Annotated in this window: 8 protein-coding genes and 1 pseudogene; 1 reads left to right on the top strand and 8 read right to left on the bottom strand. The window is 62.1% G+C overall.

From position 1 onward, the window contains the following. Positions 1 to 12: 12 nt before the first annotated feature. From V5B39_RS03395 to V5B39_RS03365, 7 genes and pseudogenes are all read right to left on the bottom strand, one after another. A pseudogene (locus V5B39_RS03395) lies at positions 13 to 1,058 on the bottom strand (inorganic phosphate transporter). Positions 1,059 to 1,331: 273 nt separating this feature from the next. Further along, positions 1,332 to 1,988: a DUF47 domain-containing protein gene (locus V5B39_RS03390; RefSeq protein ID WP_332341467.1), complete on the bottom strand. Its 657-nt coding sequence runs from the start codon at positions 1,986 to 1,988 to the stop codon at positions 1,332 to 1,334. Between the two features lie 4 nt (positions 1,989 to 1,992). After that, positions 1,993 to 3,033 carry an inorganic phosphate transporter gene (locus V5B39_RS03385; protein ID WP_332341465.1) on the bottom strand — a complete coding sequence of 347 codons (1,041 nt, stop codon included), beginning with the start codon at positions 3,031 to 3,033 and terminating at the stop codon, positions 1,993 to 1,995. A gap of 579 nt (positions 3,034 to 3,612) precedes the next feature. Continuing rightward, a complete protein-coding gene (locus V5B39_RS03380; RefSeq protein WP_332341463.1) occupies positions 3,613 to 5,043 on the bottom strand; it encodes a sigma-54-dependent transcriptional regulator in 1,431 nt (476 codons plus the stop codon). Further along, entirely contained in the window at positions 5,044 to 7,647 is a 2,604-nt protein-coding gene (locus tag V5B39_RS03375) for an ATP-binding protein (RefSeq protein ID WP_332341461.1), read from the bottom strand. Positions 7,648 to 7,949: 302 nt separating this feature from the next. Next, on the bottom strand, positions 7,950 to 11,549 hold the full coding sequence (locus V5B39_RS03370; protein WP_332341460.1) for a PAS domain S-box protein: 3,600 nt from the start codon (positions 11,547 to 11,549) through the stop codon (positions 7,950 to 7,952). A gap of 18 nt (positions 11,550 to 11,567) precedes the next feature. Further along, positions 11,568 to 12,761: an ABC transporter substrate-binding protein gene (locus tag V5B39_RS03365; RefSeq protein WP_332341459.1), complete on the bottom strand. Its 1,194-nt coding sequence runs from the start codon at positions 12,759 to 12,761 to the stop codon at positions 11,568 to 11,570. 193 nt (positions 12,762 to 12,954) lie between these two features. Here V5B39_RS03365 and V5B39_RS03360 point away from each other — a divergent pair, with 193 nt between their 5' ends. Continuing rightward, positions 12,955 to 13,812: a DMT family transporter gene (locus V5B39_RS03360; protein WP_332341457.1), complete on the top strand. Its 858-nt coding sequence runs from the start codon at positions 12,955 to 12,957 to the stop codon at positions 13,810 to 13,812. A 13-nt stretch (positions 13,813 to 13,825) separates the two neighbouring features. Here V5B39_RS03360 and V5B39_RS03355 read toward each other — a convergent pair whose 3' ends face one another. Next, the gene (locus tag V5B39_RS03355; RefSeq protein WP_332341456.1) at positions 13,826 to 17,317 is read right to left on the bottom strand and encodes a glycosyltransferase; all 3,492 of its coding nucleotides are present in this window, start codon (positions 17,315 to 17,317) and stop codon (positions 13,826 to 13,828) included. Between the last annotated feature and the right edge of the window lie 25 nt (positions 17,318 to 17,342).

Genomic DNA, 17,342 nt, shown 5'->3' with positions numbered 1-17,342 from the left:
TCATCTCCTCGATTAGTGTTGGCCCAGGATGATCCTGGCCAGAGCGTAGCAAACGATTGCCGTGAGTGCAGAAGCCGGGATGGTGATCACCCAGGTCTTGGCGATGTCGACCGCCTTTTTCCAGCGCACGGCGCGTGGGCGCTCGGAATAGCCGATACCCATGATCGAGGTGGCGACCACGTGCGTGGTTGACACCGGCGCACCCAGATACGAAGCGGTCAGAATCAGGAAACCCGAGGTGAGCTGGGACGAGAATGCGTGCAGCGGGCGGACGCGATAGATATCGCAAAACCGAGCGTGCGCACGATGCGCCAACCGCCGGACAGAATGCCGAGGGTGATCGCTGTCGCGCAGGCCAGGATCACCCAGAACGGCACCTCGAACTTCGGGATGAAACCGCCGAGCAGCAGCACCAGCGTCAGCATGCCCATGCTCTTCTGCGCGTCGTTGGCGCCGTGTGAAAACGCGAGACACGCCGCGGTGACGAACTGCAGCTTCCTCAGGGTCTGATTGGCGGTCGGCCTGGCGCCCGCCATGATCTTGCGGCCGAGGCGGAAGATCAGAAAACCCACGAAGAAACCGAGCAGCGGCGAAAGGAACAGCGAAACCAGCACCTTCATCACACCGATCAGCTTGCCATCGTGCATCAGCGGCGACCAACCCCAGATCACGTACTCGGAGCCGACGGCCGCAACCACCGCACCCGCCAGACCGCCGACCAGGGCATGCGACGACGAGGAGGGAATGCCGAACCACCAGGTCGCAAGGTTCCAGACAATCGCGCCGAGCAGGCCGCAGAACAGGATCAGCACCGCCAGACTGGCGTCCACGGTCGACAGATCGACGAACTTGCCGATGGTGTTGGCCACCGCCGTGCCGCCGAGCAAGGGTCCGAGGAATTCGAAAACCCCGACGACGACGACCGCCTGCGCTGGCGTCATCGCCCGCGACGCGATGATCGTCGCGACGATGTTCGCAGCATCATGAAAGCCGTTGGTGTAATCGAAGAACAACACGATCGCCACCGTCGCCACGGCCAGCCAATATAGAGATTCCATACGCCTCCTTTCTGTAAAAGGCCCTCATGGCCCTCTTCTTGTAAAAAGTGCGCGGATTATGCACGAAAATTCGAAATTGTACACACTTTGCTTATATCCGCAGCACTGCAAGGGTACCTTCGGGATGAATCGTGCGTCAAGGCAATCGGCAACCGCAGCACGCCGCGCGGCCGCCACCCGGCCTGACGACCAGGCGACTGTCAACAACACCCCGACGGGGAAAGGGCCTGGCGGCCGATTCCCCGGAATTTGACCCGACCGGAAGCGAGGGGGTCAGCAGAGCTTGACGACGATGTCCAGCAGCGTGCTGTTGCAGATGTTCAGACGGTCTGCCGCACCCAGCAGTTGATTGTAGATTTCCTTGCGGCGGAAGATGTGGTGGAAATCCTCGTCGTGGAACAGCTCGGCCAGGGCGCGTCGGTGGGTGCGCGTCAACTTCCGAACCGCCTGGTCGGATTTCTCGGCGTCGGCGCGACCGAGTTTGGGTTCGCTGCCCAGACGGCCATACCCGGCGGCCACCGCCTCGGCGCCTTCCTTGAGGTACACGGCCATTTCCAGACAGTATTTGTCGGCTTTCAGGGCCAGCACATTTGCGTCCATCTCGGCAACCACCGTCTTGCAACTGTTGATGATTTCATCGAGGTTGATGATCGCCCTGTGCAGATCCTCGCGGTCGATCGGCGTCGAGAAAGCTTCGTTGAGCAGCGTCAGATTGCGAACCTTGAGGCGGTCCCCCTCATGTTCGGCCTCGACGACCCGTTTGGCGACTTCGGTGGTGCCGGAACCCATGTACTCGACCAGCAGAGCGGCGCTAACCCCCACTTGCGTGCTTTGTTCGGCCAGCAAAGCGAAGAAATTGGGTACCTTCGGAAATACCCGATGCAGGATTCGGCGAGTGAAGGAGGGGGATGCAGTGCTTGCGTTCGACATGAGATTAGACCTTTCCGATGAAGAGATTGACGAGAGCGAATGTCTGAATGGCAACCAGTGCCGAACCGGGGATGGTGATGACCCAGGTGATGGCAATGTCCTTGGCCTTTTTCCAGCGTACGGCTTTCGGCCGTTCCGAGGAACCGATGCCCATGATCGAAGTCGCGACGACGTGGGTGGTCGACACCGGCGCACCGATCACCGAAGCGGTGAGGATGACCGCCGCCGAGGTCAGTTGCGAACTGAGTGCATGAATCGGACGGACGCGGTAAATCGCGAAGCCGAGGGTGCGAACGATCCGCCAGCCGCCCGAGAGAATGCCCAGGGTAATCGCGATGGCGCAGGCCAGCATCACCCAGAAGGGCACTTCAAAGGTCGGGATGAAGCCGCCCAGCAGTAACGCCAGGGTCAGCATGCCCATGCTCTTCTGCGCGTCGTTGGCGCCGTGCGAGAAGGCGAGGCCGGCGGCGGTGATGAACTGCGCGTAACGCAGACCGGTATTCGCCGAAGGGGTGGCCGTGAACAGCAGGATGTTCAGCAGGCGCAACATCAGGAAACCCGCCCAGAATCCGATGATCGGCGACAGGATCAGGCTGGCCAGAACCTTCATGATGCCGGTCAACTGGCCGTGCATCAGTTGCGAGAAACCCCAGACGACATTGTCCATGCCGGCGGAAACGACGACGGCGCCGATCAGTCCGCCGACCAGCGCGTGCGACGAGGACGATGGAATGCCGAAATACCAGGTCGCGAGGTTCCAGACGATGGCGCCCATCAGACCGCTGATCAGGATCGCCAGCGAGAGAACCGCCTGAACGTCGCCCAGGGTGACGAACTTGCCGATGGTATTGGCGACCGCCGTCCCGCCCAGCAGCGGGCCAAGAAACTCGAACGTACCGACGATGATCACGGCCTGCACGGGCGTCATCGCTCGCGACGCGATGATCGTCGCCACGATGTTGGCCGCGTCGTGAAAACCGTTGGTATAGTCGAAGAAGAGGACGATGGCGACGGTGAAAATCGTCAGAATCAGTAATGTACTCATGAAGCGGCCCTGTGGTGGTGGTCGTGGGTTGAGATGCGGTGGTCAGACATCCGGGTGCTGCAAAGTGCGCAGATGGCATCCGGCGGGCAAGGTATCCGTATTCGCGTGCGGTCGATTCTCCTGGCATGGATGAAGGGCTGCAGTGATCGCCGGGAACGACTCGCGGTCATGACTTTTCCAGGCGCTCCCGATCATGGAAGTCATGGCCGTTTCCCCTCCCCCCCGGCCTTCTCCCGCTTGCAGGAGAAGGCGATTCATGCATCGCAGACCTGACTTTCCGATTAACCGTCAGCGCGCAGCGACGCTCATCTTGGTGTCGTAAGCATTATCCATGCCAAAACCGGGGAGACCAGACAGGAAGCTGGAAAAACAAGGAGTTAGCCAACGCCAGAGGCAGTCACTCGGCGCCTCCAGGGGGTGTTACAAAACGCCTCGCAAAACCTGCGAATTATTTTTATTTTTCATTTACATCAATGGACTAAATCCAGTTCACAGGATCTTTCAAGGTGTCGAAAGGGAACACCCCGAAAGCATCCGGAATGCTGCGCCCTGGCTGGGTCAGCCGCAGATTGGGCGGCTTCAGGATTCGGGGGGCAGTGCGCGCCGTGCGAGCCGTCGGTTGAGCGCCGGACGTGACAGCCCGAGCAGCGTCGCAGCGACACCCTGATTGCCCTTGGCGCGTTTGAGCGCTTCCCTGACCATCGCCTCTTCGACTTCTTCGAGCGTGGGAAAGCGTCCCGGAATCAGGATCGGCAGGCCGTCGGACGGGTCCACCGCCGGATCGTCGGCGCCCGTCTTCTGCTGTTTCTGGATCGCCTGGCGGAAGCTGTCCATGGCCAGCACCGTCCCCCCGCGATGCAGGGCCATGGCGTTGAAAACCATGGCTCGCAGTTCGCGCACGTTGCCGGGAAAATGATAGTTGGCGAGCAGGGTGAGGAGTTCGTTCGATGGCTCCGGCGCGGGCTTGTGGATCGCCGCCGCCGCCTCGTCGAGAAAGTGCTGCAACAACAGCGGGATGTCTTCCTTGTGCTGGCGTAGTGGCGGCACCTCGATCTGGTGCACCGACAACCGGAAGAAGAGGTCCGAGCGAAAGTGGTTCTGGCGCATCATCTGCGCCAGCTTGCAGTTGGTCGCACAGACGACGCGTGCGTCACTGGGGCGGGCGACATCCGATCCCAGCGGGAAATACATGTGCTCCTGCAGCAGGCGCAGCAGTTTGACCTGCGAGGCCATCGACAGGTCGCCGATCTCGTCGAGGAACAGCGTGCCACCGGCAGCCTGGGCAATCAACCCTGGCCGCGACTGATCGGCTCCGGTGAAAGCGCCTTTCTTGTGGCCGAACAGGGTATCCGAAAAGAGCGTGTCGTCGAGGCCGGCGACATTGACCTGGACGAACTGCCCGCTCAGGCCGCTGAGCTTGTGCAAGGCTTGCGCAAACATCTCCTTGCCGGCGCCGGTCTCGCCGGAGATCAGCACCGGCTCGGCAGACACAGCCACCGCTTCGAGGTATTGAAAGAGCGCCCGCATCTTGCGGCTGTGGGTGATGATGCCGGCAAAGGCCTCGTTGTTCTGCAGGCAGTCCGACAGGAGGTAGCGCTTCAGCACGCCCATCTGCCGCCGCAGCGAGTGCACTTCCAGGGCATGGCGAACGCTCGCCACCAGGCGACTTTCCTCGACCGGCTTGACGAGGTAGTCGAAGGCCCCTTCCTTCATGCTGCGCACGGCGGTTTCGACATCCTGGGCGGCGGTCATGACGATCACCGGCACTTCCGGGTAGAGGTGGACGATGTCCGGCAGCAGCTTGGTGCCGCTGAGATGCGGCATCATCAGGTCGAGCAGCACGGCGCTGGCCGGTTGCTGCTCGAGCATCGACAGCAGTTCCCGGCTGTCGCTGACCATCTGGATGTGGGCAACGCCGGCACTGTGCAATACGGCCGCACTGGCGTGCAGGACCGACTCCTCGTCATCGACGAGGAAAACGGGCAGGCTGGCAAAGGACTTTTCCTTCATTCACTCCTCCGTGCTGATCGGCAGGTCGATGCTGACTGTGGTGCCAGGATGGGGGTTGGTTTCGAAACGCAGCACGCCGCCGTGTTTTTCGACAATCGACGACGAAATCGACAGGCCCAGACCGGTGCCACCACTTTCGGCCTTGGTGGTGAAAAAGGGCTCACCAATCTGCGCCATGACCTCCTCGGCGATGCCTTTTCCCTGATCCTCGACCTGGACGATCAGCCGGTTTCCGGCCCGATCCGCCCGTGCCGAAACCTTGACCGAGCGACTGCGATCGGGCAAGGACTCAAGGGCGTTGACAATGACGTTGATGAACACCTGTTCGAGCTGCTGCACATTGCCCTTGACCATTGGCAACGCTGCCGGCAAGTCCAGCGTAAAGGCATCGGTATGCTTGTGGATGCGGGTATCGAGCAGAGTCACCACAGCCTGCAGGATCTTGCCGACGTCGGCAAGCTCGTTCATGTCCCCGCGGTCCTGTTTCCCGAGATGCTTCAGATTATCGACGATCTTCTGAATCCGTTTGGCGTTTTCGCCAATGTCACGCATCCCCCGCGAAATGGTCTGCCGTGCCTGCTCGAAACTCAAGCCGGCAAGCAGGAAACTGCCCTGCTCCTGTTCATACTCGTTGAGGATCGGCAGGGCATCCTGCCAGATGCGGGCCAACAGGGGCGCGTTTGCCAGAATGGCATGATTGGGGTTGTTGATTTCGTGGGCGATGCCCGCCGAGAGCACGCCGAGAGAGGCCAGGCGAGCGCTGCGGATCGCCTGCCACTGCAGCTTGCGGTTCTCGGTGATGTCGGTAATCACCACCATCGCCGCCATCACCGTCGTCACCACATTCGCCGAACTGATCGGCACCATGCGGATTTCCCACCAGGTGGCATCACTCGAGTTGTACTGGAAATGCTCGATGCGTCCGCTCCTGAACACCTGCCGCAGTTTGTCGAGATACCCCTCGCGAACCTCCGCAGGAAGGATCAGTTCCGATCGTTTCTCGCCGACTCCGCCGACCGGATACGGCAGTGGCCGGTTGGTAAGCAGGATTCTGGCCTCGCCATCGACCGTAAAGATCAGGTCCGGCGAATGATTGAACAGCGTACGCAACCTGGCTTCCGAATCGCGCAGCGCATCCTCGGCCAGCTTGTGCTCGGTAATGTCCTCGAGAAAGCCGACGATGCGGCTCAGCGGACGGCCCGTCTCGCGTACCGGGAAGCCGCAGACCCGCAGCCAGCGCAAGTCCTGTTCGCCACGCAAGACCGGCAGAACCACGGTAAAACGCCCGCCCTCGGCCTGCAACTGGCTGATCGCCTGAACCAGAGTGCGCCGGTCTTCGGACACAAAGACGTCGAGCAGCAGCGACGGCGCGGCCCCGGCGAGGCTGTCGGGCATGGCTTCGCGACCGGTGAGCTGTCTGAAAGCCGGGCCCATATATTCGATCCGTGTCGCTTCGGCATTGATCGCCCAGAAGACGACATCGACGGTTTCGGCCAACTGGCGAAACAGTTCCTCGCGCTCATAGATGGTCAGCGTCAACTGGATTCGATTCTCCAGTTCGCGACGGCTGCGCACCAGGTAGAAAGTGAGCAGCGCGGTGAACAGGAAGCCGCCGACGAGAACCGACCAGTGCGCCTCGGTGAATGCTTCGGCGCTCCGAAAAGTATGGGTGGCAACGCAGATGATCGACCAGTGACGGTCGCCGACGGGAATCCTGACCTCCATGCGTGGCTGATCCTCGTCATACACCGGCATCCGACCGCTGACGGTGGCCGTGGCACGCGGCTCCAGCCGGCTGGCGTAGAAGTGCAGGAACTGTCTGTCACCGCCAGCCGAATCATCACGCACCAGAACCTCGACCCCACGCGGCTCAAGCAGATTGATGGCAACATGCACGAGTTCTTCGATGTCGTAGACGCCCACCACGAATCCCAGCGGATCGGCCTGCCGGCGGATACCGGGCGTGGCAGTAGTGCTGCGCGAGTGGCCGGGAGAATAGACTGGCAACACTGCGTAGATCACCGGCACCGTCGCCCCGCCCGGCTGCACGAGGTCAATGCGGCCGCTGACCGCGATGTTGCCACTTTCCCTGGCCCGCTGCAGCAATGCCGCAAATTCAACCGTCAGGTTCAGGTCGACGCCCTGGGCAGCCACCGACTCGGTGCGCGCAGCGGCAAGAAGCACCGGCACGCGCGGTGGCCCGGCGATGCTCCCCTGGTGGTCATTCGCCGCCGCGGGACCTGCCGGCGAAGTCCCGCTTGCCGATCCTGGCAGGGCCTGCTGCGATGCGTTCAGCAACGGCGCCCACAACAGGCTATGGATGTAGGGACGGCGCTTGAGGATGGAATCGGTAAAGACCCGGAACTCCTGCTCGTCGATCCCCTGAGCGGCGTAGAACAGTCCGCGGATTTCCAGGAGGGCGTCGAGCCCCTGGTCGACGACCGAATGTACGGCCTGAATGCGGTCGCCGGCCGCCCACTGGAATTCCTTGAAATGGCTGGTCTGTAACTCCTGGCGGACATTCCACGAGGACAGACAGGTCATCAGGATGCCACCAATGGCCACAGCATAGGCGGCGGTATATCTTCGCAAGTTGTCGAACATCGGCGGCGTTCACCAGGTCACTGACTGTATGGGGCGGGCGGCACGGGAGCCATCCCTTCCCGACCGGCCACGAGGCTCGCGAGCTTAGCAGAAAGCGCCGCTGGCAAGCACCTCTGGATTCGCTCTCGGGGGTGAATGAAAGTGTTGGGAGGTACCGATAAGCCCCTCCTCCCTCGCGGGGGCGATCACCGATGTCAACGCCTCTCCATCGAACCCAGGACTTCGGCCAACACTTTCATTCGCACCCTTCGCTCTCACAGACGAACAGGGAGGGTCGGAGCTGCGAAAGTCGTGTCAGCGACTCATGAAGGCACCGAATGATCCTGGGCGGATCGAGGCAACGTCAGGGTGATGCCGACCCCGTGACCGGGTGAACTGGCCACCTCGATCGTGCCGCCGAGAACGCCGGTCACCAGATTATAGACGATGTACAAGCCCAGACCGCTGCCGCCCTGCCCCAGGCGGGTGGTAAAGAACGGTTCGAAGATGCGGTTGAGCGTGTCCGTGGGAATACCCACGCCATTGTCAAGATAGCGAATGAGCAATTGCTTCTCGCCAAGGGCCTGCGCATGCAATTCGATGCGCCCCTCGTCGATCCCCACAAAGCCGTGTACCAGCGAGTTGGCAACCAGATTGGCCATGACCTGTTCAAGCGGTCCAGGGTAACTGTCCATGACCAGTCCGGCCGGGATGTCCACCTCGATCCGGTGCCGCGTGTGCTTGAAGGTCAGCCGCAGGGTGACCAGCATTTCTTCGACTAGCTGACCGAGGTCGAACGAACGACGACGGGCACTGCTCTGGTCCACTGCGACCTGCTTGAAGTGCCCGATCAGGTCAGCGGCGCGAGCGCTGTTGCGCTCCAGAAGGTCGACGGCTTCGCGACCCCGGTCGAGAAATTCGTCCATCTGCGAGCGGCGCAGCGTGCCGCTGGCGAAAGCGGCGGCGAATTCGCGCAGTTGCTCGGCGAACAGACTGGCGACCAGGCGCGTGTTGCCCAGGGGGGTGCTCAGTTCGTGCGCAACGCCGGCGACCAGATGGCCGAGTGCTGCCAGCTTTTCCGACTGGACGAGTTGCGTCATCGCCCGCCGCAACTCGGCCGTACGCTCGGCGACCAACTCCTCGAGGTGGTCGCGGTGCTGCTGCAACTCCTCCTCGGCACGCTTGCGCTCGGTCACATCGAAGATCAGTGACAACAAAACCTTTTCCTCGCCAAGACGAAAGGTTTCCGCGGCATAGAGGGCCTCTCGGATGTTGCCCGTTCTGGTCCGGAAACGCATCGGCGTTTCCGGGAAAAAGCCATCCTGGCGAAGTTGCGCGATCATCCGTTCTCGCGCTCCCGGATCGACCCAGACCCCGAGTTCCCTGGCCGTATGCCCGATCAATTCTTCGCGGCGATAGTCCAGCATGCGTTCGAACTTCACATTGACGTCGATGAAGCGGCTGCTTTCGATTTCCGAAATGCCCATCGGCGCCGGGCTCAGGTGGAAGGCCTTGGCGAAGCGTTCCTCGCTTTCCCGCAGTGCTGCCTCGGCGCGTCTACGCTCGGTGATGTCCAATCCGATGCTGTAGATTTCCTGCACCCGGCCTTGAGCATCGTAGATCGCCTTGTTGGTCCAGGCAACCCACACCCGCTTGCCGTTACGGCACATGTTCTCGTTACTGCGATGTTCGAACTGTTCAGGGTCAAGAACGAGTTCCTGGACGATCGCCCGCAGATCGGTCCCGTCATCGGTCACCGTTGGAACGATCGTCCCGACCACATGCTGGCCCAGCAGTTCTTCCTCCGAGTAGCCAAAGAATTTCAGGCCGAACTCGTTGATGAAGGTGATCACCCCCTGCGGGTTCAGGCGCACGATGAGGATGTTGGCGTTTTCGACGAGTTCGCGGTATTTCTGCTCGCTCTCCAGCAGGGCCCGATCCGCCTGCATGCTCGCGGTAATATCCTGGATCGTGCCGATCATCTTGATCGCCACACCGTGCTCGTCGAATTCGAGTTCCCCGAGCCCATGCACCCAGCGCTCCTGGCCGTCGCTGTGACGGAGGATACGGTACTGCCGGTCGAAGCGATGGCCCCTGGCAAGAACATGGTCGCCAAGATGCTCGATCATCTCCTGTCTGTCTTCCGGGTGTACCAGGTCGATCCAGCCCGCGACAGTCTTCGGGAAGGAATCGTCAATACCGAAGATCTGGTCGAGCTTCTCCGAACTGATCCAGGTGCCGGTACGTGCGTCGAAATAATAGGAACCCAGGCCACCGACTTCCTGCGATCGTCTGAGAAAGAACTCGCTCTCGCGAAGCGCCTGGTCAGCCTGGTCACGCTCGACCCGCACGCGCAGCATCGCGATGCCAAAAGCCAGATCGCCGGCCAGTTCGCTCAACAAAACGACTTCATCGCGATCGAAAGCATGCACAGTTGCCGAGTAGATGCTCAAGGCGCCGAGTGTCCTGGATTGAACCAGGAGCGGCAGCGCGCACAGCGCGGCATAGCCGCGCTCACCAACGGCCACAGACCCAGGCGTGCAGCGTGGATCGCTGTCCATATCCTGGATCACGCAGGGTTGACCACTGCGAATGGCCGTGTCCTGGGCTCCACGCACGCGCTCACTGTCTGCCGAATCGATGTTCCACTCGTCGAGAAGCCCCTCTGCCCGATTGGAATGCGCTTCCTCCGGACGAAGCGTACGGGTCTTGTCAGCTTCGGAGTAAACCACATGGGCCCTATGGTAGCCACCGACTTCAACGATGATCCGGCAGACCGTATTGACCAGTTCGCTTTCGTCGGAGCTGCGGATCAGGAGCTGATTGCAGTCGCTGATCATCCGCAATTGCCGGTTGCTCCGGCGCTGCGCTTCTTCGATCTGCTCCCGCCGGGCGATATCGTCGATCAGGTGCGCCTGTGCGAACTGGAGTCTCTCGACCATCTTGTTGAACGACCTGGCCAGGCGCGCAGGCTCATCGGTGCCAGCCTCCGGCGCCCGCAGATCGAGCCGCTGCAGGCTGACGATGCTGTCCGCCGTTTCGCTCAGGCGTACCAGCGGCTCAACGATGCGCCCCGATACCCGCCTGCTGATCAGTAGAACCAGCAGCACGACGGCTCCGCCGACCAGCAGGTAGCCGGCAATCAGATAGCGCGTGGCGACGGAAACCGCCCCGTGATCGGTGTAGAGCTGCAGTTCGACACGAAGAGGCCGAAAACTCTCGGGGAGATCCAGACGCCTGGAGAGCATGGGCAAATCCGAACCACGGCGACATCCCGCGGGAATCGGTATCTCGCGTTCCCCCATCCGCAGCATCAGGCAGTTCCCCTGCCCCATCAGCATGCCGGCATCGGTGAGGAGCGATCCGTACTTGAGTACGGCGACCACGGCGCCTTCGATGCTTCTCGTCGGCGGAAAGACGACGGGAGCGACAAACAACAGATGCTCCTGATGGGCCAGCTCCACCTGGACATGCCCCCCTGCCAGCGCGGCCCCCAGGGCGCTAGAATCCTGGTGATCGAAGTGCAGGTCAGGGGCATTGGCGGCGATCGGCTTGCCCTCGAAATCGACGAGCCACAGCTCGCCCTCCCAAGCGCCGGGAACGGCCTGATCGCGCAGGTAGGGAATCAGGTATTGATCACGGCCCAGGGAATCGACCAGACCGTTGCTGATGAACGCGTTGGCGGCCATCGCCTTGAGCATTCGATCGAGCGACCGAACCTCGAATTCAACCTGCCGCGCGACGACTTCGGTCTGAAAGTCAAAGGCAATCCGGGCGTTTTCGGCGATCAGGCGCTGGGAAACCACGAAGGACAGTGCCGCCAGAAAGGTCGCGGTGGCGGACGCCAGCGCACCCATCAACAGCGCCAGACGCACCGCAAGGCTTGCCTGGGCGCGTTCGCGCAGCCTCGACAGGAAGTTCACGGTCGCCGAATTCGCCGGCTAATGACGCCCGCGCGCAACCGGGACGATGGCACCATCGGGTGCGTAGCGGGTCATGATCACGTCGGATTCGCTCAGCGCATCGTGGCGCCCGGCATCGAAGGGGCGACGATAATGCTTGATCAGCCCATCGTAGTCGCGCACCTCTTCGAGCGACTGTCTCACCGCCGCCCGATCGGTCGTCCCGGCCTGGTTGATCGCTCGGGCCAGAATGTGGGTCAGGTCGTAAGCATGGGCAAGCCCCGTCGGTGAAGCAATGGCACGCGCATCGGGAAAGCCGAAAAGGCGATTTGCAGCAGCCACAACCTGGCGCGTGCGCGGCCGCTCATCGTCGATGAAACTGTAGGTCTGGACCATGACGAAGTCCACCTCGGGCAATACCGAGCCCGCGGTCTCGGACATCTGCCCACCTGACACCCCCCAATGGGACAGGACGGGAAGCCGATCGGCCTTCGGCAAGCTCGCCATTTCCTTCAGCAGGATGGTCGCCTCGCGGTCGTTCGCCACCAGCAGGATGGCCTTGGCTCCCAGACGCTTGAGGTCGAGGTACTTGTCCAGAAGGCTCCGATCCTGCCAGTTGAACCAACGAACGCCGACCAGTTTGGCCTGTGGTCGAGTCTTCGCCGCATACTTCTCCGCCGCCGCCAGATTGCTTCGCCCCCAGGTCGTGTTGAGGGCCATCATCCCGAAAGTCCGGATTCCCTGGCTGCTGCCGTACCGGAGCAAGGCGGGCATGGCATGGCTGTCGCGCAGGGACAGCCGGAAAACATAGTTGGGCGAAAAACCGTTGTCGGTGATGAGGTCGGCGGCGGCCCAGGGGTCCAGAAGAATCAGCGGCAAGGCATGCACGGTCTCCAGCGCCTCGATCACGGTCGGGCTGAATCGACCACAGAACACGGCGACCAGGTCCGTGGCCTGGGCGAGTTCCCTGAGGTTGCGGATACTGCGCGCGGGGACCGTTCCGTTATCTTTCTTGACCAGTTCGAGCGGTCGCCCTCCAAGAACGCCACCGCTGCGGTTGATTTCGTCGATGGCGATCAGGATGCCTTGTTCGATCGCCTGCGCCGAGGTACTTCCCGGCCAGGAAAACTCCGCATCAAGACCGATCAGGACCGGCCCTGGTGTCCCCGCTGCGCCCGCAGGAACCGCCGTCAGGATCAGCGTCCACAGCAACGAAACCAGCGTCCAACGCACCAAGATCGCCTTGACCATCATGCCCCCTGAAACGGATGGGAAATCCTCCGCTGCCGGCAACAGTATAGGCAGCCCGATAAACGGCGGTCAAGCTGGAAACCGACGCGGCCACTTGGGCGAAAGAATCCGCTGCCACAGGCTTGAGGTAAGCTTGGGGTAATATCCGCCGTTTCCTGCCTTGCGAAGCGATTGCATGCAATCCTTGTGGATGCTCCTGGCCAGCCTGTTCTTCGCCTGCATGGGGGTGTGCGCCAAGTTGGCGGCAACCACCCACTCGGCGGTGGAGATCGTCTTCTACCGCAGCGTCCTGTCGCTGATCCTGGTGTATGCGCTGGTTCGTCTGCGCGGCGTGCCGCTGGCCACGCCGCACTGGCGCTGGCAGATCAGCCGCGGCCTCGTCGGCTTCGCGGCACTGGTCGCCTACTTCTGGGCAATCACCCGGCTACCGCTGGCGACCGCGGTCACGCTCAACTACACCTCGACGATCTTTCTCGCGATCTACCTGGTGTTCACCGGCCAGCGCCTGAACGCCGGCATCATCGGCGCTCTGGCCCTCGGGCTGACCGGGATCGGCCTGCTGCTCAAACCCAGCCTGCACGCCGACCAATTGCTCAGCGGCCTGATTGGCCTGGGTTCAGGGGTGCTTGCCGGCATGGCTTACTTCAGTGTTCGTGAACTCGGTACGCGCGGCGAACCCGAGAGCCGGACGGTATTCTATTTCGCGCTGGTTTCATCGGCATGCGGCAGTTTCTGGCTGCTGTTTTCCCCACTTCATCCGGTCGACCTGCATAGCGGCGCGCTGCTGTTTGGCGTGGCGGCTTTTGCCACCGCCGCGCAGTTGGCGATGACCCGCGCCTACGCCAGAGCGAAGCCGCTGCTGGCGGCCGCTCTGGCTTACAGTACGGTCGTTTTTTCCAGTCTGTTCGGCATCCTCCTCTGGAATGAGGCGCACGATGCGTGGTCCTGGCTGGCAATCGGCCTGATCGTGTTGTCCGGTCTCGCCGCCACGCATTTCTCGCCAGCCAGGTCGGCACGCCCACCCGCCCCCTGAAGCCGGGCGCCGATCAACTCGCTGCCTGCACCGTCGCCTTGCGATCGATCTTTCCCCAACCCACGAGGACGCCGCGCAAGGAGGTCAGGGTGCTCTTGATGGCCACGTAATACATCAACTGACGGTAGAAGAAGCGCTGCCAGAACAGCCAGATGAGCAGCCACCAGCTCTCCTTGCGTTCCATCGAGAACGCAAGAACCGCCGCCAGATAGTCCACCGTCACGAACAGCGCGTAATAGAACAGCACCCGCCACAGAGCGTCAGGGGAATACTCGTCCGGGTGCTGCCAGTGATTGAATGCGGCCACCCCGAGCGAGCTGATCAACTGCAGGTCCATGATCGGCGAGACCAGCGGGAACAGGACCTGAAAAACGATCACATTCGGCAGGGCGACAAAACCCAGCGCGCCGTAGCGCCGACGGAACAACACCTCGCGGTGTTTCCAGGCCGCCTGCATGGTGCCGTACATCCAGCGGTAGCGCTGACGGATGAAGCCGCGCACCGTATCGGGCGCCTCGGTCAGCGCCAGCGCCTCGTCCTCATAGACGATGGCATAACCGAGCTTGCGAATCGCCAGCGTCAGGTCGGCGTCTTCCGCCAGGGTCACATCGCTAAAGCCCCCAGCCCGTTCGACCAGTTCGCGCCGCCAGGCTCCTACCGCACCAGGCACCACGGTGATGCAGTTGAGGACATCGAAGGCGCGCCGGTCGAGATTCTGGCTGGTGATGTACTCCAGCGCCTGCCAGCGGGTCAGCAGATTGATCCGGTTGCCGACCTTGGTGTTACCGGCGACTGCGCCGACCGCCGGATCGACGAAATGGCGGACCAGTTTGGCAATCGTGTCGCGGGTGAACAAGGTGTCGGCATCGAGGGCCACCACGATCTCCGCCTCGGTCCGCGCCATGCCCAGGCTAAGCGCCGCCGGCTTGCCGCCATTGGCCTTGGTCAACACCCGTACGCGCGGATCGTCGGCAAAAGCCGCGCGCGCCACGTGATAAGTAGCGTCAGTGGAGCCGTCATCGACGACGATGATTTCGAATTGCCGGGAATGATCGCAGGCCAGCAATGAGGAGACCGTCTGCACGATCACCCTTTCCTCGTTGTACGCGGGGATCACCACCGCAACCGTCGGCGAATAGGCCGGATCGAAACTCTGCCGGCGCTGCTGCCAGCGCTGGTACAGGGCAAGCATGCCGACGAACAGCAAGCGCGCGATACCCAGCACGATGCCCAGCAGGAACAGCCAGTGGAGGGTCGCGGCCGACCAGTTGAGCACGCCGAACGCAGCACCATCCAGCCAGGTCCGCCACGCGCTGTCGGGTGGCACCGGCGGCATCACCTCATCACGGCTGCGCCCGAGCAATTCGGAGACGCTGACGAAGCGAAATCCCCGCTGCTGCAATTCCTCGACAATTCTGGGAATGGCCTGGATCGTCTGGCTGCGGTCGCCACCGGAATCGTGCAGCAGGATCATGTTGCCTTCGCCACGCTCGGCCTCTTCGACGGTGCGCCGCACGATCTCGTCCACCCCTGGCCGCTTCCAGTCATCCGGGTCGATCTGCATGCCCACCACGAGATAACCCAGGGCCGCGGCGAGTTCGATCGGACGTACCTGCTCAATGGTTTCCGGCTCGGCGTCGACCGCATAAGGGGGGCGAAACAACAGCGAATGCCGGCCCACCGTGCTGGCCAGCAAATGCTTGGTCGCCGACAGTTCAAGTTGAAACTGGGTGGCAGAGATCGCCGAAATATTGGGATGGGTGAAGGTGTGATTGCCGATTTCGTGGCCTTCATCGACTTCCCGGCGCAGCAATTCCGGATGCCTCTGACCATTGACGCCAATGATGAAGAAGGTCCCCGGCACCCCTGCCTGCCGCAGGGCATCGAGGATTTGCGGCGTGTACAGGGGATCGGGGCCATCGTCGAAGGTCAGCGCGACCTTGCGTTCGGCACCGCCATGACGGGTGATCACGTAGGGCGACGGATAGACCGTGAACTGCTCGGCGCTGATCAGCCCACGCTTCGAATCGAAAACAATGGTTCGACTGCCCGCCTGTGGTTGGGCGGTAATCTCGAGAATCTCTCCCTTGCCCTCGTAGTCTACGCCGTAGGGAAAGCGAATGTCGCCCAGTTGGGCGGCGTGCGCCGCATCCAGCGCACCCGGCTTGCCGAACACCTGCCACAGCGCCGGGTCTTCGCTGCCCAAACGCCACAGGGCGACGCCGCGCGGCTGTACCGAACGGATCACGACCATCTGATTGAACGCCGTGACCGCGTCGAGCATCCACACCTGGTGAATGTGGTCGTTGTCGTCGGCGTACTCGAAGGTCGGGTTGAGCGAGACCGGATCGAGCCGGATCCGGCCTTCGGATTCCTTGGCAACCAGAACCGCCTCCTCGAAGGTTCGTTCCTCGGCCGGGCGACCTTTCTGCCAGTCGTAGGCGTAATTGCCGATGGCCACGATCATTTTGTCGAGGGGAATGTCGCGCTGTCGCTGGCGCAGCACCGAGGCAAACCAGGGCAGGCTGGAAATCGGACCCGGCGCACTGTCGTTCCAGTGTTCGTCGTAGGCCATGAGGATCAGGTGGTCGGCGTTACGCACCAGGCTGCGATAATCGAAAGCCGCGTCGTTGGCTGGCACGTTTACCGATACCAGCAGTTTTTTTGGGTGCATGGCTGCATACAGTTCGGCCATGAAACGCTGGAAATCGGGCTGTGCCCTGGGCGGAATATTCTCGAAGTCGATGCTGATTCCGTCAAAGCGATGACGCTCGACATAGGCAGTCAGCTCGCTCACGGTACGCGCCCGCGCCGCCGGGTTGGCCAGCATCCGTGCCAGTTTGGCCCCTTCCCATTGATGGCCGTTCCAGTTATTGACCAGCGGCACAATCGACGCCTCGGGACGATGTGTGCGGATGTACGCAGCCACTTGCGCGGTGCGCAACGGATCGTTTTCGCGCAGCGCACCGTCTGCGGCGGCGAGATGCAGCCATTCGGCGATCACCATGTCCAGATGATCGAGGTTCTGCCGGAGCGAACTCATGCTGGCATCGTCCCAGTTGACGAAAAAACCGATCGCCAGCGTTTGCCGGTTGGGCGCCAGGCCCGGCTGGCGGCGTTGCTCCAGCCACTGTTGCAGATTGGCCTCGCGTACCCGCGCCAGCTTGATCTGTTCACTACGCAGGGCGCGCTCACGGCGTGTCAAGGGGCGCTCGGGAGAGAGCACAGGGACGGCCGGCAAGGCGTGCGCGCCTTGCGGCAAAAAGCTGATGCCGGGCAGATGCAGTGCCGGCAGCACCGGACTGGCGAGAATGCTCAGCACTAGCGCCCCCAACAACAGCGACAGCGTCAGTCCGAGCAGCGTCACGCCTGCCCGCAAGCGCGGCCAGCGCTTGCGGGCAGGATCGAAGAAGACCGGTTTGCCGGACGTTTCGGTGCCTACGGCAGTCGTTGGGAGATCACCGGGCAAAGTCTTCGCGATACCTGAACGATCACTTTCCGGCAAGTCGGGTCTTCTGAGCATCGTTCTG

Origin of the sequence: Accumulibacter sp. (genome assembly GCF_036625275.1) — a bacterium.
GTDB lineage: Bacteria > Pseudomonadota > Gammaproteobacteria > Burkholderiales > Rhodocyclaceae > Accumulibacter.
The sequence above is the reverse complement of the archived record's forward strand: the minus strand, read 5'-3'. Positions and strand labels throughout refer to the sequence as shown.